Consider the following 26,122-nt stretch of genomic DNA (forward strand, 5'->3'; position numbering starts at 1 on the left):
GAACTTGCATTATTTATGCTATTAATCAACTCAACATCTTCTAGTTTTTTGATTTTGGTCTTGGACTAGTGATAGTCACTGAACATTAACATTCGTAGAATATACTCTTCATTCCTCAAGTCTATTTGACTTAGAAAACTTAAAATCAACAAGTGTCACTATAGCTATTGATGTCACAGAAAGTCCTATTTCAATGTCCTAAAAGAAACCAAAGTAAGAATTATCCTGGAAAAAGATATACACCATAAAGACACAATCATAATCGATTTAACGACACTTCGTGCCTGTCAATTAGTTTTTTGAGATGGTCATACACATTATTTTACTCTTTTTAAAGAAAGTATAGGTCAAGTTTGTCAGAGCAATTACTTGTTTTTGTTATTTAGATACTATGAATATTCATGAGATATCTTTTTTCCTTTAAAAAGTTCTAAAAAGCATGTATCGACTGTAGAGGATAAGAAGTTTAATAGAGATAGTTGTAATACGTATTAAAATTGAGCGTTTAAATGCTAAGTTTAAAACTTTTCAATTTGTGGAATCATCAACTATGAGTTAAAATAATTTACGAACAGAGGCTTTCCAAAAAACTTGATATCATACATTTTATTGTGGAAATATTTATTTCATTTTCTCCTAGTATTGAATTTTCACACACTCATTAATTTTATTGATATAATCCAATAATAATGATAATATCAAATAATAATAAAAAGATTTGATAGTATTTTTTCATAATCTGTCACGCTTTCTAATGATTTTTTATGGTAAATGGAGATAAATATGATTATAGGTGAAACTTATAGAAAAATACGAGAAGGAAAAGGTATTTCTATTTCTTCATTAGCAGGTGCAGAAATTTCAAAGTCTCAAATATCTAGATTTGAATTAGGAGAGACAGAAATCTCATTTTTTAAATTATTATATCTACTTGAAAAAATAGGTGTAACACTAGAAGAGTTTTTGCTTTCATGTAATAATTATCAGCCTTCAGACTTCAATACCTTGATACGCTTAGTTCAACAGGCTGCATACAATCAAGAAATCAAATCATTACTTAATATGGTAAGCAAAGAGATGGAACTGTTTAGAGAAACCAAATCTCATTATCATAAGTTAAACGCTATTTTCATTGAAAGTATTATCTATGGAATTGATAATACTCATCAATTGAGTAATCAAGACACCTCTTATCTTACTAATTATTTATTTTCTGTTGAAAACTGGGGATATTACGAAATTCTTATTCTTGGAAATTGTTGTCGAGCAATATTACCAAATTTATTATTTAGATATGCCAAAGAGGCGCTTAAAAAAGGAAAGTTGTATAGTTCTATACCTAGAAATAAACAAGCTCTCGTTCAATTACTTCTTAATTCACTTCTTATTATGATTGAAAACAGCTTATATGAGGAAGCTTTATTTTTAAAACAAGCTACTAAGAATATATTATCTAATTCCACAGATTTTTTTGAACAAACTATTCTTTTGTATTTAGAAGGATTTTTTGAACTTAAATTTCATCATAATCAAAAATCAATTTTAAAAATAGAAGATGCTTTAAAAATTTTTGAATTATTCAATAAAACATTATACAAAAATTATAAAGATTACTACAAAAAAAATATTATCATTTTATTACAATGTGGTAATTCCTATTTTGAATAATTGCTTTTTTTGAAAAACTTTTTAATTCATCTAAAGAAATCAATTCCAGCTCTTCAGCAATACTATCCCAACTTGGAATATCAAATAATTTTTCTCTACAAATTGTTTTTAAATATTCATTTTTATTAACTTCACAATTTATGTACAATTCATTGATTACTCTTTTTTTAGCCTTATAAAATAATAGTTCATCAGATAAATCGGATTCATTAACAAGATTGTTCTCCAGTGTTTTAATCAATTTTTTCTTATAGATTGTAGGTGTTATAGTTACTATTTTTAGTAAAGTCATATTACTATAAAATATTGGGTATGATACAATACTATATATCCATTGCTTTTGTGTCCTTAACTTATGGCCTAATAATGAATCTTTAATACCAGTTAACATCGAGTTTAAGATACTTAACATTGCCATTTCATGAGATGATGCTACCATACCAGATATATCTAGATACATAGAAATTTCAGAAAGTTCTTGTTGTTTATCTAATTCCGTTAAACCAGTTGAAAAAGCCGGAGAGTTAATTTCTACAGATGATCCACTTAAAGGTAACATATTTTCAATACTTATGATTTCACTTTGTAGAAAACTTGGACCAGCAATAGCAATCTGGAATTCTCCTGCTTGAATATTTTTTATATAAAATTTATATATAGTTTCTAAACTAACATACTCAATATTACCTCTAGTACCAATAATATCTATTGACCAAGAACTATTTTTAAAAATTACTCGATTATCATTAATAGATTTTTTACTATTTTCATACTGATTTAATTCAATTAAGACTATTTTCTTTTCCCTCAATAGTTCATCTTCAGTAATAGAAAGATTGAAAATCCTACTTATCAGTATTTTAAAAATTTTATTGAAATCTTCAGCTAGACAGTAACCACTTAAATTAATATAATCTCTAGATGTCTCTCCTTTAATAGCTGCACCATTCATATCAAACAATTCATTTAGTGATTGTTCATTCCCTGCTCGTATTAGTAAATGTTCAATAAGATGTGAAAATCCTAATTCATTTACTTGCTCAATACTAGTACCTGCAACAAACATCAATGAAAAATATGCAAATTTACTTGCTTGATTTTTTTTAAATATAATTTTCTTATTCATCAATTTTTAGAATCTCCCAGAGTTTACTTTTATCGAAATCATGACCACATGTAGGACAATGAGATTGCTTAGAGAAGTGCTTGAATTCATCTTCCCTAAAACTATAAAAATCAAATCTAAATAAAGTATTCCAAACATTACTATTTTTCTCTGTTACACAATCTAACCATTTCTTCACAACCCATGATGACAATAATAGAATATTAGTTAAAATATTTGCAGTTATTAATTTTCCATCATAGTTTGAAAATTTTTTAACTAAATTTTGAAAGTTATCACTATCTTGTTCATAAAGTAAACAATCAACACAGCCTATATTTTGAATATTAGGATTACAAAATAAGAGTTTACCTGCGCTACGTTGGCTAAAACAGTATATACTAGGGATATTAAATAAATAGCATGCTCTATTTACTAATCTTTGTGCTATATAAGGAGGTTCATCCATACAACAAAATACCCAGTCACTTTCAGAAATTTCTTTTTTTACAGCATCAACAGTGCTCATTTTTAATTTTCTTTTTGTGACTACACACTGATAATTACGTTTTAGAATACAATCTTTTACACAGTCAACTTTATATTTACCAATATCGTTAAAGGTAAACATAGATTGCCTATTTATATTATTTTCTTTAACAATATCATCATCGACTAAACGAAGTCGCCCTACCCCTAATTGGGCTAATTGTAATGCGATATGAGAACCACCGGCTCCACATCCTAGTATGGTAACTTTTAAATTACTCAATTTTTCAAGTAATTTAATCCCACCAATACCTTCACTAGAATAATAAGTTTCCAGTGATTCATTAATTAAATAGTGATCAATTTGATTTACAGGTCTATCTAATATTTCTAATAAATTACGATCAGAAAATTTAGATATATATTTTTCTATAATATTTTCGGATATATCATATTTTTTTCTTAATAAATCTTTAATTTCTTCAAAGCTATTAATTCCATTGCAACAAGAAATTAAATCTGACCAAAAATCTGAGTATCCTGTAATTTCTAATACATCAACATCGTCAGCTCCAATTCTTAATCTGTCGTTCTTCCATTGGTAAACGATTCTATCCTGGTTCCATTTTGGGAAATAATTATCCATTTTATATCCTCAACTATTTGATAAAAGCATGCAAGATGAACATGCATGCTTTTGTAATACACGAGAAGTCAATTAATATTATTGACTTCTTTTTTATTAATACAAACTAATTTAAACTCTCTTTTTAAAAGTTTAAATTAACTAAATCTAAAATTATCTTAGATAAAGTACCAATTAGTTGTATTATCTTCACGAATTTCTTCAAATTCTAACTCCAAAATGTTGAAATCTTCCATAATCATGATCATCACCTCCTTTCTATTATAAAACAATAATCTGATCAAACTCTTCCAATATTTCTGGATTTTGATCATGAGTAATGACAATAACAATTGCATCTTTAATGGATAGAATGTAGTCCATTATTTCTTTTGCTTTTATTGGATCAAGGTTACTTGTAGGTTCGTCAAATATATAAACTGAATATGTTTTGACTAAAAACCTAGCTAAATCAATTCGTTGCTTTTCTCCTTCTGAAATGATTTTGTTTGATTGAGCTAGGTTTTTACGAAGGAAGTCTTCATTAAAACCTAAGGATTTTCTTAATTTTTCAGTTAAATGAAGGTTTCTAGCCAATTTGATATTCTCTAGAATATTGCCTTCAATTAGAAAGTCATTTTTTTGCACAAACGCAATATCTTTATATAACTCCTCTGAGGGAATATCAATATTCTGTTTTCCGTTGATTTTTATTTCTCCATCATAAAGATTTTTTGGATAATAATTTAGTATTAATTTTACTAAAGTTGTTTTCCCAGTTCCTGAAGCACCGATAATCGCATAGCGCTTGCCTTTTTTAAATTCATAGGAAAAATGATCAAATAATATTCTATTTTCAATTTCATAATATAATTGGCTAATAGAAATAGTCGAAATGTTATCACGATCAATTGTACTTGTTTTATGGAAAGTTCCATGATTTGTCTCATATAGATTTTCTTGGATATTATCAATAATGGACTTGCTACTGCTGATTAAATTTTTATTGTAAAGAATAGATTGTAATGGAGCAAAAACACCGTTTAATAATTGAATACTTGCTACTAGTAGTCCAATAGTCAGTAAGTTATTTCTTACAAAAAAGATACCAGCGACCATACAGGATAGTTGAGAGCCAAAACTTAGTAAAATTCCAGTAGTTGAAGCTAAGTCTTTTAAGAATTGATATTTCTTTCTGGACTCTTCAAATTCTAAACTGATTCCCTGAATTTTTTCTTGGGTCCAGCTTTGAATATTTAATAACTTAATTTGTTCAAAACCATTAATAAAGTTTGTCATTTTTGACAAATAGTGACTATTTTGTAGGGAATAATTATTAGTTGCTTTAGTCATTAACTTTCCAGGAATTTGAGATAGAAAAATCGTTATAATCGACAATAAAAGAAAGACTAATGCTAATCGCCATTCTATATAGATAATGGCAACCACACTCATGATAAGGGTCCCTAAATTTGCAATTAGAGAGATTCTAGGAATCAATAAATTTTCTTGAATAAGGTCACTATTTTTGGTGATATTATTTAAGAAATCTGAATGGTTACGGTTGTCAATTTGGTTAAATTCACGCGATAAATAATGTAATAAGAGACCCTTTTTTAGATCTATAATAACTTTTTTTACATATTGATTTTTAAGATAGGAATAAGAACAAGAGATAAAGAACCACAGTAAAATTAAACTTACACAAATAGTGATATGAAAGAGTAATCCACTATTTGAATTAGTTATACTATCAAGTATTCTTCCTAATTGAAGAGAGAAGAATGTCATTAAAAGAGCACTTGTCAGACTTAATAAAATAATCAAGAAATATAGTAATTTATATTGTTTCATAATCTGGTTCATATCTTACTCCTTAAGTAACTCTGATGAGAATATTATAATCCAAATATGAAAATCAGAAACAAACCTCCCGTATTTGGGACGCACTGAATAGTTTACACTAAATATAAAAAAATTATAAAATAATTATTTTTTAAAATAAGAGGAGAACTCATATTTTTATTTATACTCAATGAAAATCAAAGAGCAAACTAGTAAACTAGCCGCAGGTTGCTCAAAACACTGTTTTAAGGTTGAAATGGAACTGACGTAGTCAGTATCCTAAATTAGAACGACTGGAATTGGGCTAAAAATTTCAAAACAAATTGTTGATTTGCATCAGGGCTCTATTTCGTTTGCTAGTGTCCAAAATGAATTCTTTGAAAGTATCATTTCACTTCCGATTTTCAACATTACCAATTAGATAAAAAAATGGAGAAGAACCATTAGAGTCTTCTCCATTTTATTCATCTTTTCTTCCACTTATACCCTGTCTAGAAAAAATAATACACTATTATTATTTTACATTAACAATATCACTGTTCAACAGGTAAGAAATTCCCTACAATAATCCCTACAATTCTAGGATCTTCATCATACGAAAGAAAAATATCTCGATATTTTGGATTGATAGAAACTAACCGTAAGCCCTGTTCTTCCTGATAAACTCTTTTAATGTATGTCTGATTGTTGCAGACTACGGCATAAACTGCACCATCATAATCAAATCCTGTCTCACGAATGAGAGCCACAGAACCATTTTGATATTTGGGTTCCATTGAGTCACCAGAAATCCATGAGGCGAAATCGTGGGCTAGTTCTTCATCAAAATAGACAGTATCATAGTTTTGATCGTTATACACCGATGAACCGATACCAGCAGACATTTGTTCGTAAACATGGTATTCGTATAGTTTTTCTGACATTGAAACAATGTTCTTACATTTTTCTTTTTGAACTAGGCCTCTGACATAACTAAGTGCATTATTCTTACCTTCATCCGATAAAGTATTATATAGTCGGACGATTTCGATCTCTGTAAAAAAACCTTTCGGTACGTTTAGAATCTGCTCTAGTTGTTGCACTTTTTCTCTAGATGGTTGTTTTACTCCACGTTCCCATGCGGAATAGGCTTGATAGCTGACTCCCAACTGATCAGCAATATCCTTTTGTGTTAATTTCAATTCTTTCCTACGAATTTTTAGTTTTTCTGGTTGATACATCACTTACCTCACATGACTAATAATTCTAAATTCGCCTTTCTCCTTGCTTCTGTTTCAGATAACTTTTCACTATCCCACACGTAGGCTAAAGATTTTCCCTTATTGTAAACAAGCCACACCTTGAATTTCTTTACCGCTCTAATTTCGTCCCACCTAGTCTGGTCAAGTAATTCTGGTAGTTCTTGACTCGTCACGAAATTGGTTTGTTTCAATCTCTTTTTTAGCCGTGCTATAAGCGAGGGTTGATATTGATTGAACTCTTCAATCAATATTTCTTTGAGTTGATGAAAGAAATGGTGAAGTGAGGCGTTTTGACCGTCAAGGTATTCATCTACTGCCTGTTTGATGGCTGATTCAGTATCCACTTGGTAAACTCTCAATAAGTCAATCAGTCGGAAATAAAGTGCCTGCTTTGAAACTTCTAGATCCTCTTTGACTTTTTGAAATGAATCACAAGAGTAGTAAATCTTGGATAGTAGAACAATATCAGGCATGAGAACGATAGCTGAAAATATATTAGCTTCTCGCTCTAGAATAGATTCCTGATTATCCACTGACTCTGTAAAATAAGAACCATCGTGTTTCAAGATAAAGTGCCCTAATTCATGACACAAGGTAAAGTGACGCTTGCTTACAGGATTATCTTGTTCGTAGGAGAAACTCGTTCCTAGTTCATCAATAACCGTCAACCCTTCAATCTTATGGTTTGAAAAGTGATGAGGGATGACTTTAATCTGATTCATATCAATACAATGGTCAAAATAGTAGCGAAAGAGATAGTTCAGGGTTGAAATATCTTCCTCTTTCATAAAGGAATACAGGGCTTGTTTTGTTATTTTACTTACTCTTGAATACAATTCATCCAATGAATAGTACCTCCTTTAAGTCACTAGTTATAAACTAAACCAATTTGATTGAGTTGATTATACAAAAAAAGTGGACGTTTGTCCACTCTTCAACCCAAAAAAAATAATATAATATTTTAAAAATCATAACCTTAATAGTCTATTATTGAAAAAACATTATTCCAAGGATTTATTTACAATGTTCATTAACTTTTGCTAGACTCCTTTATTTTTTAACAAGTCGTAAAAGTCTTTGGCCTCTAGTTCATCTCTAGTCATTAAATCAATACCTCTTAATAAGCCAACAGAACTTATGATAGAACTTCTAGTTGCAAGTGTTACAATTTTTACATCAAGATTAATAACATCGGAACTAGTTTTAAACACATTGTTACACTCTTCTAGATATTGAATTTTACGATTAGCTCGAATTCCGTTTTTTTTCAATCTTCCTGTTGCAGTATTGATATTAACTCTGAGATGGTAGAAAAAAGTAGATAACCCAAATTTACACTCATAGATATATAGTGACTTATCTCTATTATTCTTATACACTACATCACATTTTGACTTAGAAAAATCTTTATTTCCAAATAGTTCCTTCCGCTTATACTTTATTAAAGGTTCATAAACAACTTTTCCAAATCTACCCGGAGTTCTTCTCCATCGCATTGTGATATACTCAAGGTAATAACTATATATCATACGATAGTCTTGAGCAGATAAATTATTATTAAATAAACTTAGAAGTAATCTCTTCAATTCATTAAAACTGTCTATATTAACCGAATTATCATATATGACTTCTTGTTCGTCTTTAAGATCTTCAATTCGAGAATTTATAACTAATTGAGTTTCATTATTATTTCTATTTGAATCAAAAAAACTATTAATAATTCTATAACAGGAATAGTCTGAAACAGCCCACTTATATAATTCCAATACAATATTATGTACACGTGTTGGCGCAAATCTTTGATTAGACTTAAATCTAATATGCTTTAGTTTATATTTCGGATCTGTCATCAATTGTCTCCCAAAATCTATATGGAATCTCAAGAGATGAGAATTTTGTTTGTGAAAACAACTCATTAAATCTATATCTAATATAAGGTTCTACGATTTCAAACAATGCAAAGTTATATTCCCTATCCTTGATATTAAAGTTTTCATCTGAACTAGTGAATTCTATTTGATGCGATAATTTAAATAAACTTTCCTTTTCATCAGCGACACTTAATAGGAATGAAACAATTGCTCTGAAATTTCCTTGGTCATCATGTTCAAGTTCTTTAACTGTTATACCAACCTTAATTTCAACCACATTATCTGGTAAAAGTTTTTCATCTAATCTATTTAAATTGAATACTAATTCTGTTGGATAAATTGAATCTATCGACTTGATTATCTTCATTATTATCTCCTTCTGGTAGTGTTACTACAATATTATCTAATTCGAATTTATGATCATCTTTTTTCGAAAAGTTTTTTTCAAATTGAATATAAATATCTTTTAATTTATTCTGTAATTTATCATTATTACTGTGTAAAATATTAATAGAGTTTTCTACATCACTATTACGTCCTAAGAAAGTAGTTTCCTTTGATAATACACCACTATAAAAATTTAAAAATTTTATTAAATCATTTGAATATTTTTTTTGTAATACCTTATCAGAACTAATCTTATCTAAAATAGATACTTTAATACTCTCAGATATAATGTTAGAATAAAAAAATTTGAGCTCTTCATCATCGTCTACTCTTCTTTCGAGTTCAGAACGATAGTTCTTAAAATTTTCTCGATAGGTAGAAATACTACGTTTTACTGACTCATACTGCTTTTCATCATATACTATGGTATTTAAAAACATAAATTTCACCTCCTAAACTAACTTATTGTATAATATTTTCAAAAAATTAACAAGTACTACATTACGCAATTATAAGTCTGAATAAAGTCTATTGGCATTTTTCATCCAAGAATTAAATTTTTATAGAATCTAAATCGTACTTTCATAACATTTATATACTAACTTCTGGACTCAAAATTTCTCTTCCGTTCTTCCATAAACTCAATCAACTCTTTTTTGAAAATCTCTTTTTCTTCTTCGGTCAATCCTTTTGAGTTCATACGGAAAAGAAGTTCAATATTATCTAACTCCTCTGATTTTGCTTCTGAGTTCCCAACTAAATAATCAACTGACACATTTAAAATTTGTGCTAGTCTAATAAGATTCTCTTGAGTGGGATTTTTCTTTCCTCTCTCCCAGTCTGCATAGGAAGACTGCCCAATCCCTAATTGCTTTGCTAATTCAACTTGAGTAAGGTGAGCTTGTTTTCGTAGTTCTTTTAAACGTTCTGCAAACGCCATAGTTATTCCTCTTCAAATTTTTTAAAAAAATTTTAAAAATCCCTTGACTTTTATCGCTATAGGCGATAAAATATAGATATAGCTGGTAGCGATATTGAAAATCAAAATAATAATCCCTACCAATTGAGATCATTGACAATTAAATAAAAAGTGCGTCTGACAACCAGAGGACTGACTATCAAACTACACTAAACTTCGTACCTTTATTGTAATTTATTTGATACTAAAAGTCAAGTCCGTTTTATGGTTGAAGTGAAGATAAAAAACAGGATTTAATTCTTGTGGGCTTCCACGCATTTCGGACTTTCGCACTTTTCCGAATAGTAAAGTGAACTGGCTTCGCCAAAGGGCGTAAGAGAATCTCTTGGGTATGATCATGACTACCTAAAGAGATTGGCTGGGAAAGCGATGGTAATTGACGCAAAGCACCTTGCTAAACGTTGCCACCGTGGAAAGAGGGATCTTTCCAACCAAATAACTTTTCTTTACTGCTGTCTATCTACTAAGATAGACCTACTCTCAAGCTACTAAGTTCTTTCCTTTTTTCACTTAGTAGCTTTTTGCTTTTACAATAAAGGAGAATAATATGACAAACTTTTTTCGCACTACAATGTAAACGACTCTATGATAACTATGAATTCACCTATGGCATGTTTAGTGAATCTGATAAACTACAGGCTAAACTCTATGCTCAAGCTCAAATAGATTTAGATCACTTGGTTCAAGATGCTCGTAGAAATGGCTACGCTCATGGGGATATTGATATTTATAGTCGCATGTTTAAACGAAAACTATTTACCCACTATTACTCAAGAGTGAAGCAACTAGCTTAACTCTTTTTATTTTACACTCAGAAAGGAAAATCTTATGATCTCAGAAACACTTAAAATGAAACCAGAATTTATTGGCCCTGCTTACTACGAACGTTTAGGAGATGCTCCTAAATTTATTTTTAGAAAAGAAGGCAAATACCAACGTCACATTCTAAACAGCGCAGAGCACGGTGCCTTTCATGTCATTACACCAGCCTCTACAACGCTCTTTCCTGAAGATGCTCTAGTAGAAACTGTTAACCCAATCTTTTTCCCAGATACTGCTTTAAATGGTAATACTGTTGCACCTTATCTCAATGTCTTTGCGGAAAAATTGGTAATCAAAAAATAAGAAATAAAAGGAGAAAATCACATGGCTAAAATTGGATTAAACTACGGAGAAAAACTACAAATTGCTGACAAGACTTATCGTGTTATTACAGACGGGTTAGATGTCCCAGCTGTCCTTGGAAAACTGACTTTCCGAGGCATTGAGGGCCCTGATATCATCTTTGAAGTGGAGCGCTCACAACGTAATCCTGATGGATCATTTGTACAAGTCAATACAGGTGAGATCCGTGGAATTGTTGTAGGGATTCACTCTTCTGTCCAGCATGAAACCCTCTTTTTCACCATCGCAGATATGTCTGAGTCTGAAATTGAAGACTTGGGCATTAAGTACCGAGAAGAAGTTGAACTAGAAGATATTGTTATCACGCATACCCATGTCAATCGTAATGATATCTATAAGCTATTTGCTTCTAAAATCAAGAAAAAAACTGGAGGCGCACCGACTAAAGAAAACAAACCAGTAGAAAATAAGAAAGAAAACTAGGAGGTGATGCAGGATGAAACTCTTTACCTATCGGGGAAAAAGAGTTCGAGTTTTTCATCGTAAACTAAAGGGAATCACATGGTTTGTCTGGTGGTTTCCTTTTTTATTGGCTATTAGTTTCTACAGCTACTTACATCTAGAAGAATTAAAAGTCCATCCTTTACCCCAAGGATATTTTCTAGGAGCTGGGCTTCTCTTTTCTTTAATCTTCTCTTGGTTTATCAATCGGGTTTGCTACAGAAAGTTGCTCTTTTTTCAAAAGCTCAACAGCCTTCGAATTCTTTCTCGCTTTTTGCTAGAGAATAACCTCTATCTAGTTAAAAAGGTTAGACGTGAAAACAAGATCATTGAAAAAATCACCTTACCTCAAGTGTATATCAAACAGTCTCGCTACAAGATTGAAGTGAGTTTTATTTTGGAGGGCAATAAGTTCCAAGATCGCTTTTTAAACCTTGGAGCTACGCTTGAAGTCATGTTTAACGGAGACTTTCGCAATAAAACCTTTGATAATCGCTTTATCAAGTATGAAATTGCTATTAACCGAATTGATAGCAGAATCACCATCGATGAAGTAAAAGTCAAGGGATCCAAACTCCAGCTCATGAAAGATGTATCTTGGGATTATATTGAAGAACCTCATCTTCTCATTGGCGGTGGAACAGGTGGAGGAAAAACAGTTGTTCTCATGACCATTATCTACGCCCTAGCTAAAATCGGCTTTGTTGATATCTGTGATCCAAAGAATTCTGATCTAGCTGGATTAAAGAAAATTCCAGTCTTTCATGGCCGTGTTTATACTAGTAAGGAAGATATCATCAACTGTTTTAAAGAGAATGTAGAGTTCATGGAAAAACGCTATGAGCGGATGTCCACTTCGCCAAGATTCCAAGCTGGAAAGAACTTTACTCACTATGACATGAAACCAAAATTCATCCTGGTAGACGAGTGGGCAGCCCTCATGGCAAAGATTGATCGCGACTATAGCCAACAGTCAGAACTCATGGAATACCTCTCACAATTAGTTCTAGAAGGTCGTCAAGCTGGAGTCTTTATCATCTTTGCTATGCAACGACCCGATGGAGAATTTATCAAAACAGCTCTTCGGGATAACTTTATGAAGCGTCTCTCTGTCGGTCATTTAGAATCAACAGGCTATGACATGATGTTTGGAGATGCTAATAAAACCAAAGAGTTCAAAAAGCTGGATGAAATTAATGGAGTCAAAGTCAAAGGACGGGGCTATATCGCAAATAATGGTGAGTTGGCGGGTGAGTTTTTCTCTCCTTATGTACCGCTTGATCAAGGATTTTCCTTCTACGATGCCTACTCTAAAATTCCTATTATGGAATTTGAAGGAGAAGAGTTCTCAGTATTTGAAGAATATAAACCACCGCTTGAAACAATTGATCCTATAGTGGAAGAGGAGACTATAGAAAACGAACCAAGCAAACGACCACTCAAGGAATTTGCGGACGAACAAAATCTTAAAATGCCAACCTTACGCAAGATTATCTATCTCTTAACAGAACAAGGGATCATCTTTGAACGGACTGTATCCGCTATTCTAGTGGATCCTTTTCAAGAAAAACTTCTTATTGAAATCCTCGCTCAATTTGAAGCGGGAGGACGCAGGTCTTATCCAAAAGCAGTTGAAGCGACGATTGTTCATCATGGGCTAGGACAAGGGCAAGGGCAAGCCTGACCGCAGGTCAGGCGCAGACCGTAGCCCGAAGTTTCTAGGCCATGATGAAACTTCAACCCCCGTTTTCTAATAGGGGGGTTACATTTGGCAAAAACGCCAAGTCCACCCCTCCTCATTCCTTATGGGAGTTGGGTTTTCAATTTTTATGAAGTGTGTCACTTTCGTCAAAAAAGTGTGTCACTTCGTTAGAAAGAGGTGTTGCGATGAATGGACAAAATTAGTCCTTTTCATATTAAGAATTTCAGAAAACAAACAGGACTTAGTCAAAAAGCATTTGCACAAGCTGTTGATCTACCTACACGAACCTATCGCTCTTATGAAACAGGCGAAAGAGGACTGACGATTGATAAGTTTAGAGAACTAAAAGAAAGACTCGGTTACTATCAAGAGTGCGATAAAAACAGTCTTCGAGCTCAGATCGACTATCTACGATTGACCTTTCCTAGATTGAAGGATTTAGATGCTTTCTGTGAAAACTTCCTTCACTGTCCCTTGAGTGAGTTTACCGAACAAGAAACACGACTCATGAACTATACTCATCTCTGGCAAAGAGGAAACATCTGGATCTTTGATTTCTTTGATAAGTCTGTGACCAATGACTACCAAACTTGTCTTCAACTATCCGGTCAAGGATGCCGTGAGCTGGAATTGCTTCTAGAAGATAAGGGAATTACTTGGCAGATTTTTCTTCAAAACATTCTTTATTCCTATGAAGATGTTCGGGTGAAACGTCTCGATATCGCTCTAGATGAACTCTATAAAGGCTACGGTCACGAGGACGAACAAATTCAGATTCCAAAATTGATTGATAAACTCTATTCCAAAGAGATTGTCCTAGACACGATCAAGAAATGGAATATCACGGGTGGTGGATCTTTCACAGATAATGAAGACATGGAAGCTAATCACGGCTTGTCCATTTATTTTGGGAGCCGTCAAAGTCAACTCTACTTCAACTTTTATGAAAAGCGCTATGAAATAGCTAGAATGGAAAATATCTCCTTGGACGAATCCTTGGAGATTTTTGGTATCTGGAATCGCTATGAACTCCGCTTTTCAGATCAGAAAGCTCAAGGCATTGTGGAGGAATACATCAATGGTGTAGATCTCGGAGAAATCGCAAGAGGCATCATCAATAAAGAAATCCAAGTCTATGATGGAGTTACTAGCTTTGGAGCCTACAAACCTGATGAAAAATGGCAACGGCTCTTCGGAGGAGTCGAACCCTTAAAACTCTCAACTAACCCACAGCCTTACAGTATTGAGCGAACGATTCGCTGGCTGACCTATCAAGTTGCGAACTCCCTTGCACTAGTTACTGAAGCAGATAAAATTTTGCAAACAGAATACATGAAGATGATTCAGAACAGCGGAGAGATCACTGATCGAGGAAAAGCCATGTTACGACTTCTCAAAGCCAATAAACACTATGAACACTAGAAAGGAAAAACTATATGGAATACAAAGTTCAAATCAATTCACTAGACAACTTTAAAGCCTGGTCTGGTGGACTAACCACCTTGAATACTGTCCGAGAACGTGGTGGAGTGGATACCCTAACCATCATTTGTGAAGATATCTTCTCTGGGAATACACCAACAGAAGTACAAATCAATGACTGGCTCTGGTTTGATTCAGATTTTATCTACCAAGCTCTAGGTTACGATGATCTGCTTGAGGCTTCTTGAGATGCTAAAGAAAATTTATCAAGCAGATTTTCTGCTTCTTCCAGAACATGAATTCTGGCATATGTACATTCTCTTACGAAAAGGCAAGGACTTCTACTACGAGTGTGCTGGTAGGTGTACCGAAGAACTTCCAGATAATAGAGGATTTTATACCTATGAACATGCCTGTTTCACGCTAGATGGTCAAGTATTGAGCGTAAATAAAAAAATGCGCCCTTCACTCATTACTTATATCCAAAAGGCCATCAAAGACAATCAAGAAACATTTAGAAAGGAAATTGAAATGGCTACTAAAACTATTTTTGAAAAGAAAGTCTCTCAAGTTACGAATGAACTGGGGGAATTACTTAAAAAGAAAGATCATAGAGAGGCTTGGACCAAAGCTGGAGAATTAAATAGTCTCCTAAAAAAAGAAGAAGCCAAGGATCTAAAACCTGACTTGATCGAACAACTCCAGACTGAGCTTCGAGGCTACTATTACATTAATGGCGAGATCGAAAAAGCCAATAAGCGCCTCTATGCAAAAGGCTCAAAGCTCATTGAACTAGCTGCTCTCTAAAAGGAGGATCTATGGATAAAGCCAAACGCTACTTGCTTCAAGCAAAAGAATATCTCTCACACTTTAAAAAGGTGGAGAAAAAAGGAGGCCCACCAAAACTAAAAGTTACCAATAAAAAGACCATCAATATCGCAGTCATAGGAGGAATTTCTTTCCTCCTTTTTGTTGGTCTCTTGGGATCCTTTCGTGCTATCACACTATCAAATAAAGTAGGAGCACTACAAGCTCAAGTCGAGGCTACTAAAAAACAAAAGGCACAGCCTATGGAGTCTAGTAGAAAATATGACTACAAACTCCAGTATTACCTGAATGATTATGTCTATGCTTACTTCACCCTCCCACAAGAAGGGGATAAACAACAAGCTCAAGTGGAATACTTAAACAGCTTTTACAACTTCATTCCTGATGTAAAAGCTCAAGGTCAAGTTCGAAATCCTAGTGAGCTTCTCTATTCTCAGTTAGTGACTGTAGAAGGGAAGGTTGCGACCTATAAGATCAAATACAAGGAAACTATCCGTCGGGATAATAACACGGAAGAAAAAGAAATTGTGACAGGTTTCAATATTCCATTTGATGAAAAAGATGGGAAATATTATATTTCTGGCCTTCCTTGGTTCTCTGCTATTGAATCCTCACAAGCTGGACACTTTAGCGAAGACGATCAGCTTCAATTAACCGCTAACGATCACTTTTCAGATGGTCAGCGTAAAAAGGTTGAAAAATTCCTCAAGGTCTTCTTTACCAACTATACTACCAATCAAGATAACCTCAATCTGATTGCTAAGGATGTCGATATTATAGCCAATACCACCTTCAAAACAATTGATTATACTTATCTTAAAAAAGACGGTCAGAACCTAATCGCTTATGTTCAAGCAACCTTTGAGGTCGGAGGGACCACTCATTCAGAAAACTTCACCTTTACCCTCTCAGAAAAAGAAAAGACCTACTATGTCACAAAACTAGAACACACCATTCCACTGAATTATGCAAATGATAAAGAATAGGAGAACTCTATGAATACAGACAATCTACGAACCTTCCTCCAGGGCGATGGAATTTGGATCCTGACTGCCATTGCGGTGCTCTTAGCGATCAAGGCTTGGCGAAACAGCTCTTGGCTTCAACTCTTCTCTGTCGTTGGTTTCTATGCCGTTATTGTTTCGATTGCCAAAGGACAAGATATCCTAAAAGCAGTCGGCTGGTTCCTACGACTCTTCGGTATTGAATCAGGACTTTAAGTATGAACGAAGAAAGACTGTATGATTACAGTAAGGGCCTAAATGCTCCTTATTGGATCCAAGAAATTAAGACAAAAAAGGGCACTCGACTATGGTACTTTGCAACACCTATGCAGTTGTCCTTTTTCATTGTTTTTATCATCGTCTTTGTGGCCATGTTACTCTTTGGAGGATTTATCTTTGTGCCACTCGCAAAAATCACTCACTCAATTTCTCTCTTGCTCTATTGGTATCTCCCTTACAAATTGGCTAAGTTCTATACGGAATATGAGCCTCACGGTAAGAAGATGCACGTCTTTATTGGAGATTACCTGATTTACTTTTGGGACTTCAAGATCAATAAAAAAGCCATCTACCATGAAGATCGAATAGAACCTGTAGAAGAAATTGTCTTTGAAAAAACAAATCTATAGAAAAGGAGGACCTATGAGTATTACCTTAACTTATCCAATTAGGGAAACACATGAAAATCTAGCTCTCAAAAAAGATCAAACAGTCGTTGCTTATTATCGTATTCCAAACACTCCTATCACGATTACGGATGATGAAAAAAAGGGCAAACACAAAATCACTGTTGCTCAAATGATGAAGAAGCTTCAGAAAAACAAGTTCTTTGAAATATCTCTGATCCCTAAAGACTATCTTTTAGAAGAGAAAATGCGGGACTTTTCAGATGCTCTAGCAGATGACAGCCGAGAACTAGGAGAAGAACTTCTTCTTTACACGGTGGATCGTCTAACGGATGAAATGGAAATTCCTTATCAGTTTGACTGGGTCGTTGGAGTGACCTTGCGCAAACAAAATCATGGAGCGACCGTCAAAGACTTGGCCTATGAGAGCTTCAATGAGTTCTCAGAAAAAATTGCCAAGGGTCTTGGTTACGAATATGAGTTAAGCCCCACTTGGTATGAAGACTATAAAAGTGATGAATTCACTATTTTTCAAGCCTTCTCTGTCCTTCGGGCAAAACGTTTATCCAATGAAGAACTCTTTTATTACCAGCGGATGCAGTACCTTCGCTATATCCCTCACTACAAGAAAGAGGTACTCGCTAATCGTGCTCAATTCAATATCACAGACACCTTGATCAAAGTCCTAAAAGGTGGCTTCCTCAAACTAGAAAGCCCTTACGGCTCTTCCTTTGTAACTATTCTTCCTGTAGGTAAATTTCCTGTTCAATTCAACGGCTTTCACCTAGGTGAATTTATCCAACGTTTGAACTTTCCTGTAGAGCTACGAATCAAGGCAGAATTCATTGATACTGGTAAAATCAAGGGTCGAATGGGACGTTCGAATACACGTTACAGAAACATCATGGAAGAGGCAGAAAATACTGATACTGTCCAACAAGACGAGATCATCATGGGGTCCATCTCCCTAAAGGACTTAATGAAGAAAGTCGGAAACAAGGAAGATATCATCGAATACGGAGCCTATCTGATTGTTTCTGCTTCTAGTGTGAACCAACTACGACAAAGACGGCAAGTGGTTTTGAACTATTTTGATGATATGGGAGTCGAAATTAGTGAAGCCTCTCAAGACGGACCTTATCTCTTTCAAGCGCTGCTCTATGGAGAAAACCTCCAAAAGAAAACTCGCACCTGGACACATATGGTCACAGCTCGTGGATTTTCAGAACTCATGCCTTTCACAAATACTTCTTCTGGAAACCGTATTGGTTGGTATATTGGCCGAGTAGATAACTGGACAGGCCGTTGGGACAATATCGCGAAAGCTATTGATTCCTCAAAGAACATTGTCCTCTATAATGCGACAGTGGGAAATAAGGAAGATATCGCTGGAAAGATTACCAAGAACCCGCACATCATTATTACGGGCGCAACAGGACAAGGAAAGTCTTTCCTCGCTCAGATCATCTTTTTAAGTGTGGCTTTACAAAATGTTAAAACCCTTTATATCGACCCTAAACGTGAACTTAGGAATCACTACCAAGAAGTAATCAACTCGACTGAATTCACACGTCTCTATCCTGAACGCAAGAAACAGATTGAGAACTTTAACTTTGTAACACTGGATAGCTCACTACCATCCAACCACGGAGTCTTAGACCCTATTGTCGTTCTAGATAAAGAACAAGCTGTAGAGGTCGCAAAAAACATGCTTGAGTTTCTACTACAAGCTGTAGATGATGTCACGATGGATCAAAAAACAGCTATCACAGAAGCTATTAATGCGATTGTGGAGAAACGAGTCGCTGGTGAGAAGGTCGGATTTAAACACGTCCTAAAAGTTCTGAGAGACTCTACTTCCGCTGAAATTGCTTCGGTTGGTCGTTATCTGACCTCAATTGTCACAAACTCTATCTTGGAACTAGCCTTTTCAGATGGAACCACTCAAGGACTTAACTACGAGTCACGAGTGACCATCCTAGAGGTTAATAACCTCAAACTACCAAAAGACGATTCCACAAAAATTTCAGATCATGAACGCAACTCTATTGCTCTCATGTTTGCACTTGGTGCCTTCTGTACTCACTTTGGAGAACGAAATGAAAATGAAGATACCATTGAGTTCTTTGATGAAGCATGGATTCTTATGAAGTCGGCAGAAGGAAAAGCCGTTATCAAAAATATGCGTCGGATTGGACGCTCCAAAAATAATACCTTGGCACTGATTACTCAATCTGTACATGATGCAGAAAATGACGATGATACAACGGGGTTCGGGACTATCTTTGCTTTTTATGAAAAATCTGAACGTGAAGATATCTTAAAACACGTTAATCTCGAAGTCACTGAAAGCAATCTCGAATGGATTGATAATATGATCTCTGGCCAATGCCTGTACTATGACGTCTATGGCAATCTCAATATGATTTCCGTACACAACATCTTTGAAGATATTGATATGCTTCTAAAACCAATGAAAGCTACGGTATCATCAAGCCTTGAAAATAAATATGCTAGTTAGGAGGTGAATCCATGCAAGAAGCTTTTGACAAACTAAGGGGAGTCGATATCTTCTCTCTCAAGTCCTATATGGAGCCGACTGGGTTTGCTTCCTTTAATGGGGCTTGGGTTCTGATTAATGAGCTTTTCGTCAACTTCTTCTTTTTCATTCTAAACGCAGTGGTGGGCTTCTTTTCTTTGCTGATTCGAATTCTTGAAAAGATTGATCTCTACTCCAACTACAAGAACTATGTATTTAATGGAGCGATGAATATCTGGAAAGGATTCATTGGTTCAAGCTCTGGTGGAGTCGCAAAACAATCACTCGTCTCAATGTTACTTCTGATTCTAGCATTCTATCTCTTTTATCAGTTTTTCTTTTCTAAGGGAGCTTTTTCAAGAACTCTTCTTCATGTCTTTCTAGTTCTCATCCTTGGCTTTGGTTATTTTGGAACAATTGCTGGAACATCAGGTGGTCTGTATCTGCTAGATACTATTAACCATGTCTCTCAAGATGTCACCAAAAATATCACGAATATCAAGGTGGAATATGGAAATAATAAATCCATTAAAATTGGCGATTCCATGGCAGATAGCTATATTGCAGAGACCTCTTATAAAGCCTATGTTTTTGTCAATACAGGTCAAGAAAATGGAAAATATAAGAACAGCCAAGATGGGAAACAAGAGACTTTTGACGATAGTAAGGTATTAGGAACAGGCGATAAGAATGGAAACTTTAAAGCGGTTAAATCGAAAGATCGTAATAAATATCTGGATGAACTAGGAAATGGAGCCAATGATGATGGTGAAAAGAACCGTTGGGTTTCAGCTATGCCAGATTTCATCTTTACTCGCATGTTTTACGTCATCTTCAAAATCTGTGAAGCTTTTGTATTAGCGATACCGGTTATTTTGATTCAGATGTTAAACGTCATCGCGCAAACACTCGTCTTGATGATGATCCTGCTCTTTCCGATTGTGCTATTGATGTCCTTTGTACCAAGAATGCAGGATCTGATTTTCGGAGTTCTGAAAGTCATGTTTGGTGGGCTGCTTTTCCCAGCTATCACGAGTCTATTAACTCTTTTAGTCTTCTACATTGAAAAAATGATCGAAAATATCGTCATTACAGGTTTTGATGGCATCCTTAAAACACTTCCATCATTGATCATCTTTGGCCTTGTCTTTAAACTACTCATTTCAGTTGTCTCAAAAGGACTTGTATACTTCCTTCTATGGAAATACAAAGCTGAACTGATACAATTCATTCTTGGATCTAAAGCACGAATGGTTGCGAATGATATTGGATACATAGTTGAAAAAGGGGTCACAAAGACCAGAGAGGTGGCTTCACAAGTACCATCGAGAAGTCTCTCATCTGCTCAACACCTTGGGAACTTTGCCTTAGCAGGTGCTGGTTTCGGAGCTGGAATGCTCATGAATGCCAAGAGTCACTTCCAAAATGTTGGTTCTTTCTTTACCAATAAAGAATCAGAGCACCAACCTGATGAAGTGCTCCCAGCAGAAACACTTGAGACTCCGATAAGTCCAGATGCTCCAGAACCAAACATTCCGAAAACAAAGCAAACGCTAGAAGGGATTAAACCAGTTGAAGAAAAAATACCACCAACTCCTTCAATGGAATCCGCAATCACAGTAGAGCCAACACCAAGTTCAAACGAGGAATTTCAAACTCTTAAAGAAGAGTGGATTTCTCCATTTAAACAGCTCCGCATTAATAGTATTGAGCACAAATTAGAGGAATATAAAGATCCTCAAGCTATGTACAAAGCCCAAGGATCGAATGCCTTCACTCGTGCTTATAGGAAAACCATGACACGAGATGATAAATTGAGAGCCAATATTGAACGAAGAGACCGATTAACAGAACGCTTAAAACAACTTAGAGGAGAATGATATGAATACCAAGATACGTTCAAGAACTGCTTTTCCAAGAGTTCTTGAAGAAACTCTTTATCAAGCCTACCAAGAAGGAAAACGCTCAGTCGATTTCCTTCTTTTGTTTCCAGTCTCAGAACAAGAAAGAGACAAAATCATCTTACAGGCTAAGTCCTATTCAGTCGTTTTAGATGCAAAATGGCGGTTTGGGACGGTTTTGTTCACTGCTTATATAAGACATTAACTAGAAAGGAGATTCGATGAAAAAACTAAAATGGTTTCTATTAGCCGGTCTCATTCCTCTCTTTCTACCGGTCCTCATCATCATTATCCTTATGGGGGCTGTCGGAGGTGGTGGGACGAATGGCTCACCCCAATCCCAAAATGGAGTGACTTATGCGGATCACTGGTCAGATGGAGATCCCTATACTCACAACCTACTGGTTCATCGCTTCGGTATCACAGCAGAGCAATTAGATGGCTTTTTAGATACGTTAGGAATCTCCTATGATAAGAACCGAATTAATGGGAAAAAGCTCCTCGAATGGGAAGCTAAATCTAATCTTGATGTCCGTGGAATCGTTGCGATCGCACTGAATGAAAGTTCCCTTGGAACTGCTGGGGTAGCCACTAATCCTGGAGCCAATATGTTTGGTTTTGGGGCCTATGACTCCAATCCAGAATATGCCAATAACTTTAATGATGAGATTGCTGTTGTCGGACTAACCCAACAAACCATCATTGGAAATAAGAACCAAACCTTCAAAATTCAAGATGACAAAGCTAAAAAGTTTGCGAATGGAACACTCAATCCAGCAACTGATGGTGGGGTCTATTTCACAGATACCACCGGATCAGGAAAAAGACGTGCAGAAACCATGCAAAAACTGGATACCTTCATTGATGAACATGGAGGAACACCAAAAGCTCCTGAACAAACTACAGGAAAAACTAGAGATGGTGGAGGAGTCACTTCAAATGATATACCTGTAGGTTATAGTTTGACAACAGCTATTGATACCACAGGATATATCACTAGTACCTATCCTTGGGGACAATGTACCTGGTATGTCTTCAACCGTGGAAAACAAGTCGGAGTCAACTTTGATCCATTTATGGGAAATGGTGGTCAATGGATGAATAAGCCAGGATTCACAATAACCCATACACCAACAGAACACTCTGCTCTATCATTTAGCCCTGGACAAGCTGGAGCTGATCCAATATACGGACATATTTCATTTGTGGAACAGGTCAAATCAGATGGTTCAATTCTCGTCTCGGAGTGTAATGTGAAAGGATTAGGGATCATTAGTTACCGTACATTTGATGCAGAAACTGCCAAACAATTTACATACATTATAGGACATTAGAAAGGATAATTATATGGATACACTACAACAAGTAAAACTAGATAAAATCGAAAATCTATTACAGGTTCTGGTAAATCTTCTAGATAAAAGATCAGATACTAATCAGTTAGAAATCATGACTCAAAAGGAAGTCCTCAAAGAACTGAATATTTCCCCTAATACACTCAAAAGTTGGGAACGTAAAGGACTGCCACGATTGGAGCCACCAATCGAAGGGACCCGAACAGTGTATTATAAACGTGGGGATATTCTTAAATTCTTGACCATCTGAGGTGAACTAAATGCAAATTGAGACAATAGAAAGAAACAATAAGAAAGTTCTTAAGAAAATCAAAAAAGATGGTTCTATAACTTATTCTATGAAAGGAGCTTATTTAGGAACTGATAAAAAAACAGGAAAACAAGTTACAACTACTATATCAGCTCCAACACTAAAAGCCTTAGATCGCAAATATTTAGAGACTAAAAGAAAATTTGAAGAAAATGATTGTACTCGAAAAGAAACTATACCTGTCGGTACTATAAAAGAATTGTCGGAAGTTTGGTATGATAGTTATAAATCTTGGGTATCCTCTGATAATACTAGAAATAGAGTAAGGGGGTATTTGGATACATATATCCTTCCAAAATTTGGTGATTATAAAATAGATTCTATTGAATCTACTGAAGTTCAAAAATGGGTTGATCAGCTAGCAGAAAAAGCTAGAATAGAAATAAATAAGGGAAAACGTAAGGCAGATAAAGGAAAGGCATCTGATTATGGTGCAGTCGTTCATAAACTAAAAGATATTCTTGATTTTGGAATGGTACATTTTAATCTAAAGAATAATCCCGCAAAACAAGTCAGAATACCACCCAAGCCTAAATCGTCTCAAAACCGAGTTCAAGTTCTACATGAAAAAGATATCGCTATATGGTTGAACTACTTAGATACGCTCCCAAACTCAAGAGCCAACAGGCGCTTTAAAGTTATTTGTAATACTCTTTTAGCTTCTGCCTTACGAATTAATGAACTGTTAGCATTGGAAGTTGATGACTTACTTTTCGACTCATCAGAAATTAACGTAAATAAAACTCTTATGTGGAGGAGAGGAGATAAAACCTTAGGTACTAAAGGTAAGGTTATTTGTAAAAATTCTGCGAAAACTGATTCAGGAAATCGCAAAGTATCAGTACCTATTACCATTATTCAAGAACTTAAAGATTTTAACAATGAAATGAATAATTACTTTGAAAAACATGGGCTTCCAAAATCTAAGTTGATATTTCCCACTATCTATGGAAATTACATGGCTGATCGAAATGAGCGAGCTACTCTTATTAAACGATTAAAAGAGTTAGGTTTACCTCATTATGGTTTTCACCTATTCCGCCATACTCATGCATCTTTAATGCTTAACTCTGGAGCAAATTGGAAAGAATTGCAAGAACGTATGGGTCACAGATCTATTTCAACTACAATGGATATATATGCAGAATTAGATCCTAACCGAAAGAATGAAGCAGTCGATATTTTAATGGAAAGACTTTCACAAATAAAAGGTGAGAATTAACAGTCATTTTAAACTCTACCTTTTTCTCTACCTTTTCTTCATAAATAGTTATAAAGTCTGTTAAAATAAGCTTTGTAAGTATATAATTTAACTTTTACAGAAGTAAAATAGGGGTTCACTACACGTCAATAGATGTTAGAAACCTTGATTTTAAGCGATTCTTGAAATTCTAAATTTCACTACATTGCAATATAAATCAACCGAATCACTACCTTTTTCACTACCTTTTTTGAAATAAGAATAATGATTCGGATATATAAAAGAAGAGGAACTTTATTGTGAAGCTCCTCTTTTTGTTATGTGTTCTTTTTCTCACAGATCGTATGACCTGGTTTGACACAGTTGGATTTCAGGTACTTTCAGTTTAGCTTTATATCAACCATCATCAAAATCCAACTATTTTCTTATTTTAAAAAATATGAATAAGTTTGATTGAATGAGGGAATTTCTTTAAATTTTTTCTTAGCACCTATAAGTTAATAATACTATTCTTTAAATTATAGTTTATAATTATCTGATGTTTCAATGACCACAAAACAAAGTACAGCGAATCACTTCCTTTAGTCAAACATATAACTGAACAACATTGTTTATCTTCCTGCACTTTCATATTTTTTCAATCCTTTTCTAAAAATTGTACGACTGATAATAATCAAAAAAACTGTAAAAACTATTTGATAGAAAAATAGGTTCAATGTATCTTTCCCTAAAAATATTAATACTGCAGGATTGGCAATTAATAAATTGGGAACAAATAACATAGTGATCAATCTGTTAATACCTGTAAAAATATTATATGGATACTTAGAAATTCCAATATAATTCAAAAATACATCTACTTTTGAAAATTTAGTTGGGAACCAAAATGAACTAATCGTTATTAGAAACCAAATTGAATAATATATAATACAACCACACATTAAAGAAAGGATATAAAATAATATTTTTAATGAATTTAAATGTACATTTAAATTTCCATAACTTATAAAAATGATCGCAAGACCAAAAAAAGTATTCACGAATTGAACTAAATTAAATGATCTAAAAATATAGAACAACTGAGTATCAAACGGCCTCAATAAAATTTGATCCAAGTTACCACTCAAAATATCTGATTCTAAAATTCCCATACTTCTAATTAACAATCCCATCATAACTCCATCTACAATAGTGTAGGAACCTACCAAAAATAAAATTTGATAATAGTCCCAACCATTAAAAGAGTCTATGTTTAAGAAAATCAATCTAAAAAATACAATAGGTAAACCAATCCACAGTATCGACGAAAATAGACCACAAAAGAAGTCAAAATGAAAATTCATATCAGATTTAAAACCAAAATGAAGTAGCCTAAAAATTACTTTTATTCTAAACATT

At 34.2% G+C, this 26,122-nt stretch carries 27 protein-coding genes; 17 read left to right on the forward strand and 10 right to left on the reverse strand.

All coding sequences use genetic code 11. The features are described 5' to 3' along the window. The first annotated feature begins 783 nt into the window (after positions 1-783). Entirely contained in the window at positions 784-1,668 is an 885-nt protein-coding gene (locus tag LXO72_RS08015) for a helix-turn-helix domain-containing protein (protein WP_233332040.1), read from the forward strand. Here the strand turns inward: LXO72_RS08015 and LXO72_RS08020 are convergent. The 9 genes from LXO72_RS08020 to LXO72_RS08060 form a co-directional block, all read right to left on the reverse strand. After that, positions 1,631-2,794 carry a M16 family metallopeptidase gene (locus LXO72_RS08020; protein WP_002917271.1) on the reverse strand — a complete coding sequence of 388 codons (1,164 nt, stop codon included), beginning with the start codon at positions 2,792-2,794 and terminating at the stop codon, positions 1,631-1,633. The two genes, LXO72_RS08015 and LXO72_RS08020, sit on opposite strands and share 38 nt — an antisense overlap. After that, complete coding sequence (locus LXO72_RS08025) at positions 2,787-3,908, reverse strand: HesA/MoeB/ThiF family protein (protein ID WP_233332041.1); 1,122 nt, start codon at positions 3,906-3,908, stop codon at positions 2,787-2,789. Before LXO72_RS08025 ends, LXO72_RS08020 begins: the two co-directional genes overlap by 8 nt. Before the next feature lie 261 nt (positions 3,909-4,169). Continuing rightward, positions 4,170-5,753 (reverse strand): ABC transporter transmembrane domain-containing protein, encoded by a 1,584-nt coding sequence (locus LXO72_RS08030; protein WP_233332042.1) that lies wholly within the window; start codon positions 5,751-5,753, stop codon positions 4,170-4,172. A 512-nt stretch (positions 5,754-6,265) separates the two neighbouring features. Beyond that, on the reverse strand, positions 6,266-6,952 hold the full coding sequence (locus LXO72_RS08035) for an XRE family transcriptional regulator (protein ID WP_013904652.1): 687 nt from the start codon (positions 6,950-6,952) through the stop codon (positions 6,266-6,268). An 8-nt stretch (positions 6,953-6,960) separates the two neighbouring features. Further along, positions 6,961-7,818 (reverse strand): ImmA/IrrE family metallo-endopeptidase, encoded by an 858-nt coding sequence (locus tag LXO72_RS08040; RefSeq protein WP_013904651.1) that lies wholly within the window; start codon positions 7,816-7,818, stop codon positions 6,961-6,963. A gap of 195 nt (positions 7,819-8,013) precedes the next feature. Next, positions 8,014-8,823: a hypothetical protein gene (locus LXO72_RS08045; protein WP_233332043.1), complete on the reverse strand. Its 810-nt coding sequence runs from the start codon at positions 8,821-8,823 to the stop codon at positions 8,014-8,016. Beyond that, the gene (locus LXO72_RS08050) at positions 8,804-9,211 is read right to left on the reverse strand and encodes a hypothetical protein (RefSeq protein ID WP_041818439.1); all 408 of its coding nucleotides are present in this window, start codon (positions 9,209-9,211) and stop codon (positions 8,804-8,806) included. Before LXO72_RS08050 ends, LXO72_RS08045 begins: the two co-directional genes overlap by 20 nt. Further along, a complete protein-coding gene (locus LXO72_RS08055) occupies positions 9,150-9,671 on the reverse strand; it encodes a hypothetical protein (RefSeq protein ID WP_013904648.1) in 522 nt (173 codons plus the stop codon). The genes LXO72_RS08050 and LXO72_RS08055 overlap by 62 nt, the downstream gene beginning before the upstream one ends. 158 nt (positions 9,672-9,829) lie before the next feature. Further along, positions 9,830-10,171 (reverse strand): helix-turn-helix domain-containing protein, encoded by a 342-nt coding sequence (locus tag LXO72_RS08060; protein ID WP_013904647.1) that lies wholly within the window; start codon positions 10,169-10,171, stop codon positions 9,830-9,832. Between the two features lie 650 nt (positions 10,172-10,821). Between LXO72_RS08060 and LXO72_RS08065 the strand changes: the two genes are divergently transcribed. The 16 genes from LXO72_RS08065 (at position 10,822) to LXO72_RS08140 (ending at position 24,745) form a co-directional block, all read left to right on the forward strand. Continuing rightward, entirely contained in the window at positions 10,822-11,004 is a 183-nt protein-coding gene (locus LXO72_RS08065) for a hypothetical protein (protein ID WP_013904646.1), read from the forward strand. Positions 11,005-11,038: 34 nt separating this feature from the next. Continuing rightward, complete coding sequence (locus tag LXO72_RS08070; protein ID WP_233332044.1) at positions 11,039-11,335, forward strand: cytoplasmic protein; 297 nt, start codon at positions 11,039-11,041, stop codon at positions 11,333-11,335. Positions 11,336-11,356: 21 nt separating this feature from the next. Beyond that, on the forward strand, positions 11,357-11,818 hold the full coding sequence (locus tag LXO72_RS08075; RefSeq protein ID WP_233332045.1) for a conjugal transfer protein: 462 nt from the start codon (positions 11,357-11,359) through the stop codon (positions 11,816-11,818). 13 nt (positions 11,819-11,831) lie between these two features. After that, positions 11,832-13,520: an FtsK/SpoIIIE domain-containing protein gene (locus tag LXO72_RS08080; RefSeq protein ID WP_233332046.1), complete on the forward strand. Its 1,689-nt coding sequence runs from the start codon at positions 11,832-11,834 to the stop codon at positions 13,518-13,520. Between the two features lie 207 nt (positions 13,521-13,727). Continuing rightward, positions 13,728-14,960, forward strand: a complete 1,233-nt coding sequence (locus LXO72_RS08085; protein WP_233332047.1) for a replication initiation factor domain-containing protein — start codon at positions 13,728-13,730, stop codon at positions 14,958-14,960. A 14-nt stretch (positions 14,961-14,974) separates the two neighbouring features. Next, a complete protein-coding gene (locus LXO72_RS08090) occupies positions 14,975-15,208 on the forward strand; it encodes a hypothetical protein (protein ID WP_233332048.1) in 234 nt (77 codons plus the stop codon). Position 15,209: 1 nt separating this feature from the next. Further along, positions 15,210-15,767 (forward strand): conjugal transfer protein, encoded by a 558-nt coding sequence (locus tag LXO72_RS08095; protein WP_233332049.1) that lies wholly within the window; start codon positions 15,210-15,212, stop codon positions 15,765-15,767. Positions 15,768-15,778: 11 nt separating this feature from the next. Next, positions 15,779-16,774, forward strand: a complete 996-nt coding sequence (locus tag LXO72_RS08100; protein WP_233332050.1) for a conjugal transfer protein — start codon at positions 15,779-15,781, stop codon at positions 16,772-16,774. A 9-nt stretch (positions 16,775-16,783) separates the two neighbouring features. Continuing rightward, positions 16,784-17,008: a TcpD family membrane protein gene (locus LXO72_RS08105; RefSeq protein WP_003005585.1), complete on the forward strand. Its 225-nt coding sequence runs from the start codon at positions 16,784-16,786 to the stop codon at positions 17,006-17,008. A gap of 2 nt (positions 17,009-17,010) precedes the next feature. Continuing rightward, entirely contained in the window at positions 17,011-17,421 is a 411-nt protein-coding gene (locus LXO72_RS08110) for a conjugal transfer protein (RefSeq protein WP_049503699.1), read from the forward strand. Between the two features lie 13 nt (positions 17,422-17,434). Then, entirely contained in the window at positions 17,435-19,939 is a 2,505-nt protein-coding gene (locus tag LXO72_RS08115; protein WP_049546050.1) for an ATP-binding protein, read from the forward strand. An 11-nt stretch (positions 19,940-19,950) separates the two neighbouring features. Then, positions 19,951-21,837: a conjugal transfer protein gene (locus LXO72_RS08120; RefSeq protein ID WP_233332051.1), complete on the forward strand. Its 1,887-nt coding sequence runs from the start codon at positions 19,951-19,953 to the stop codon at positions 21,835-21,837. Between the two features lies 1 nt (position 21,838). Further along, entirely contained in the window at positions 21,839-22,063 is a 225-nt protein-coding gene (locus LXO72_RS08125) for a hypothetical protein (RefSeq protein ID WP_001092961.1), read from the forward strand. Between the two features lie 16 nt (positions 22,064-22,079). After that, positions 22,080-23,192, forward strand: a complete 1,113-nt coding sequence (locus LXO72_RS08130; protein WP_233332052.1) for a CHAP domain-containing protein — start codon at positions 22,080-22,082, stop codon at positions 23,190-23,192. Positions 23,193-23,205: 13 nt separating this feature from the next. Then, on the forward strand, positions 23,206-23,463 hold the full coding sequence (locus tag LXO72_RS08135) for a MerR family transcriptional regulator (protein ID WP_006152868.1): 258 nt from the start codon (positions 23,206-23,208) through the stop codon (positions 23,461-23,463). Positions 23,464-23,473: 10 nt separating this feature from the next. Beyond that, a complete protein-coding gene (locus LXO72_RS08140; RefSeq protein WP_233332053.1) occupies positions 23,474-24,745 on the forward strand; it encodes a tyrosine-type recombinase/integrase in 1,272 nt (423 codons plus the stop codon). Between the two features lie 590 nt (positions 24,746-25,335). Here the strand turns inward: LXO72_RS08140 and LXO72_RS08145 are convergent. Continuing rightward, positions 25,336-26,121, reverse strand: coding sequence for an ABC transporter permease (locus LXO72_RS08145; RefSeq protein WP_003013947.1), 786 nt, complete (start codon positions 26,119-26,121; stop codon positions 25,336-25,338). Position 26,122: the final 1 nt, after the last annotated feature.

It is taken from the genome of Streptococcus sp. XMC, assembly GCF_021341835.1.
Taxonomy (GTDB): Bacteria; Bacillota; Bacilli; order Lactobacillales; family Streptococcaceae; genus Streptococcus.

What these genes read in the sequence shown, in the direction of transcription:
- LXO72_RS08015 (WP_233332040.1), top strand. Translation starts at nt 784, where the DNA reads ATGATTATAGGTGAAACTTATAGAAAAATACGAGAAGGAAAAGGTATT.
- LXO72_RS08020 (WP_002917271.1), bottom strand. Translation starts at nt 2,794, where the DNA reads ATGAATAAGAAAATTATATTTAAAAAAAATCAAGCAAGTAAATTTGCA.
- LXO72_RS08025 (WP_233332041.1), bottom strand. Translation starts at nt 3,908, where the DNA reads ATGGATAATTATTTCCCAAAATGGAACCAGGATAGAATCGTTTACCAA.
- LXO72_RS08030 (WP_233332042.1), bottom strand. Translation starts at nt 5,753, where the DNA reads ATGAACCAGATTATGAAACAATATAAATTACTATATTTCTTGATTATT.
- LXO72_RS08035 (WP_013904652.1), bottom strand. Translation starts at nt 6,952, where the DNA reads ATGTATCAACCAGAAAAACTAAAAATTCGTAGGAAAGAATTGAAATTA.
- LXO72_RS08045 (WP_233332043.1), bottom strand. Translation starts at nt 8,823, where the DNA reads ATGACAGATCCGAAATATAAACTAAAGCATATTAGATTTAAGTCTAAT.
- LXO72_RS08050 (WP_041818439.1), bottom strand. Translation starts at nt 9,211, where the DNA reads ATGAAGATAATCAAGTCGATAGATTCAATTTATCCAACAGAATTAGTA.
- LXO72_RS08055 (WP_013904648.1), bottom strand. Translation starts at nt 9,671, where the DNA reads ATGTTTTTAAATACCATAGTATATGATGAAAAGCAGTATGAGTCAGTA.
- LXO72_RS08060 (WP_013904647.1), bottom strand. Translation starts at nt 10,171, where the DNA reads ATGGCGTTTGCAGAACGTTTAAAAGAACTACGAAAACAAGCTCACCTT.
- LXO72_RS08065 (WP_013904646.1), top strand. Translation starts at nt 10,822, where the DNA reads ATGTTTAGTGAATCTGATAAACTACAGGCTAAACTCTATGCTCAAGCT.
- LXO72_RS08070 (WP_233332044.1), top strand. Translation starts at nt 11,039, where the DNA reads ATGATCTCAGAAACACTTAAAATGAAACCAGAATTTATTGGCCCTGCT.
- LXO72_RS08075 (WP_233332045.1), top strand. Translation starts at nt 11,357, where the DNA reads ATGGCTAAAATTGGATTAAACTACGGAGAAAAACTACAAATTGCTGAC.
- LXO72_RS08080 (WP_233332046.1), top strand. Translation starts at nt 11,832, where the DNA reads ATGAAACTCTTTACCTATCGGGGAAAAAGAGTTCGAGTTTTTCATCGT.
- LXO72_RS08085 (WP_233332047.1), top strand. Translation starts at nt 13,728, where the DNA reads ATGGACAAAATTAGTCCTTTTCATATTAAGAATTTCAGAAAACAAACA.
- LXO72_RS08090 (WP_233332048.1), top strand. Translation starts at nt 14,975, where the DNA reads ATGGAATACAAAGTTCAAATCAATTCACTAGACAACTTTAAAGCCTGG.
- LXO72_RS08095 (WP_233332049.1), top strand. Translation starts at nt 15,210, where the DNA reads ATGCTAAAGAAAATTTATCAAGCAGATTTTCTGCTTCTTCCAGAACAT.
- LXO72_RS08100 (WP_233332050.1), top strand. Translation starts at nt 15,779, where the DNA reads ATGGATAAAGCCAAACGCTACTTGCTTCAAGCAAAAGAATATCTCTCA.
- LXO72_RS08105 (WP_003005585.1), top strand. Translation starts at nt 16,784, where the DNA reads ATGAATACAGACAATCTACGAACCTTCCTCCAGGGCGATGGAATTTGG.
- LXO72_RS08110 (WP_049503699.1), top strand. Translation starts at nt 17,011, where the DNA reads ATGAACGAAGAAAGACTGTATGATTACAGTAAGGGCCTAAATGCTCCT.
- LXO72_RS08115 (WP_049546050.1), top strand. Translation starts at nt 17,435, where the DNA reads ATGAGTATTACCTTAACTTATCCAATTAGGGAAACACATGAAAATCTA.
- LXO72_RS08120 (WP_233332051.1), top strand. Translation starts at nt 19,951, where the DNA reads ATGCAAGAAGCTTTTGACAAACTAAGGGGAGTCGATATCTTCTCTCTC.
- LXO72_RS08125 (WP_001092961.1), top strand. Translation starts at nt 21,839, where the DNA reads ATGAATACCAAGATACGTTCAAGAACTGCTTTTCCAAGAGTTCTTGAA.
- LXO72_RS08130 (WP_233332052.1), top strand. Translation starts at nt 22,080, where the DNA reads ATGAAAAAACTAAAATGGTTTCTATTAGCCGGTCTCATTCCTCTCTTT.
- LXO72_RS08135 (WP_006152868.1), top strand. Translation starts at nt 23,206, where the DNA reads ATGGATACACTACAACAAGTAAAACTAGATAAAATCGAAAATCTATTA.
- LXO72_RS08140 (WP_233332053.1), top strand. Translation starts at nt 23,474, where the DNA reads ATGCAAATTGAGACAATAGAAAGAAACAATAAGAAAGTTCTTAAGAAA.
- LXO72_RS08145 (WP_003013947.1), bottom strand. Translation starts at nt 26,121, where the DNA reads ATGTTTAGAATAAAAGTAATTTTTAGGCTACTTCATTTTGGTTTTAAA.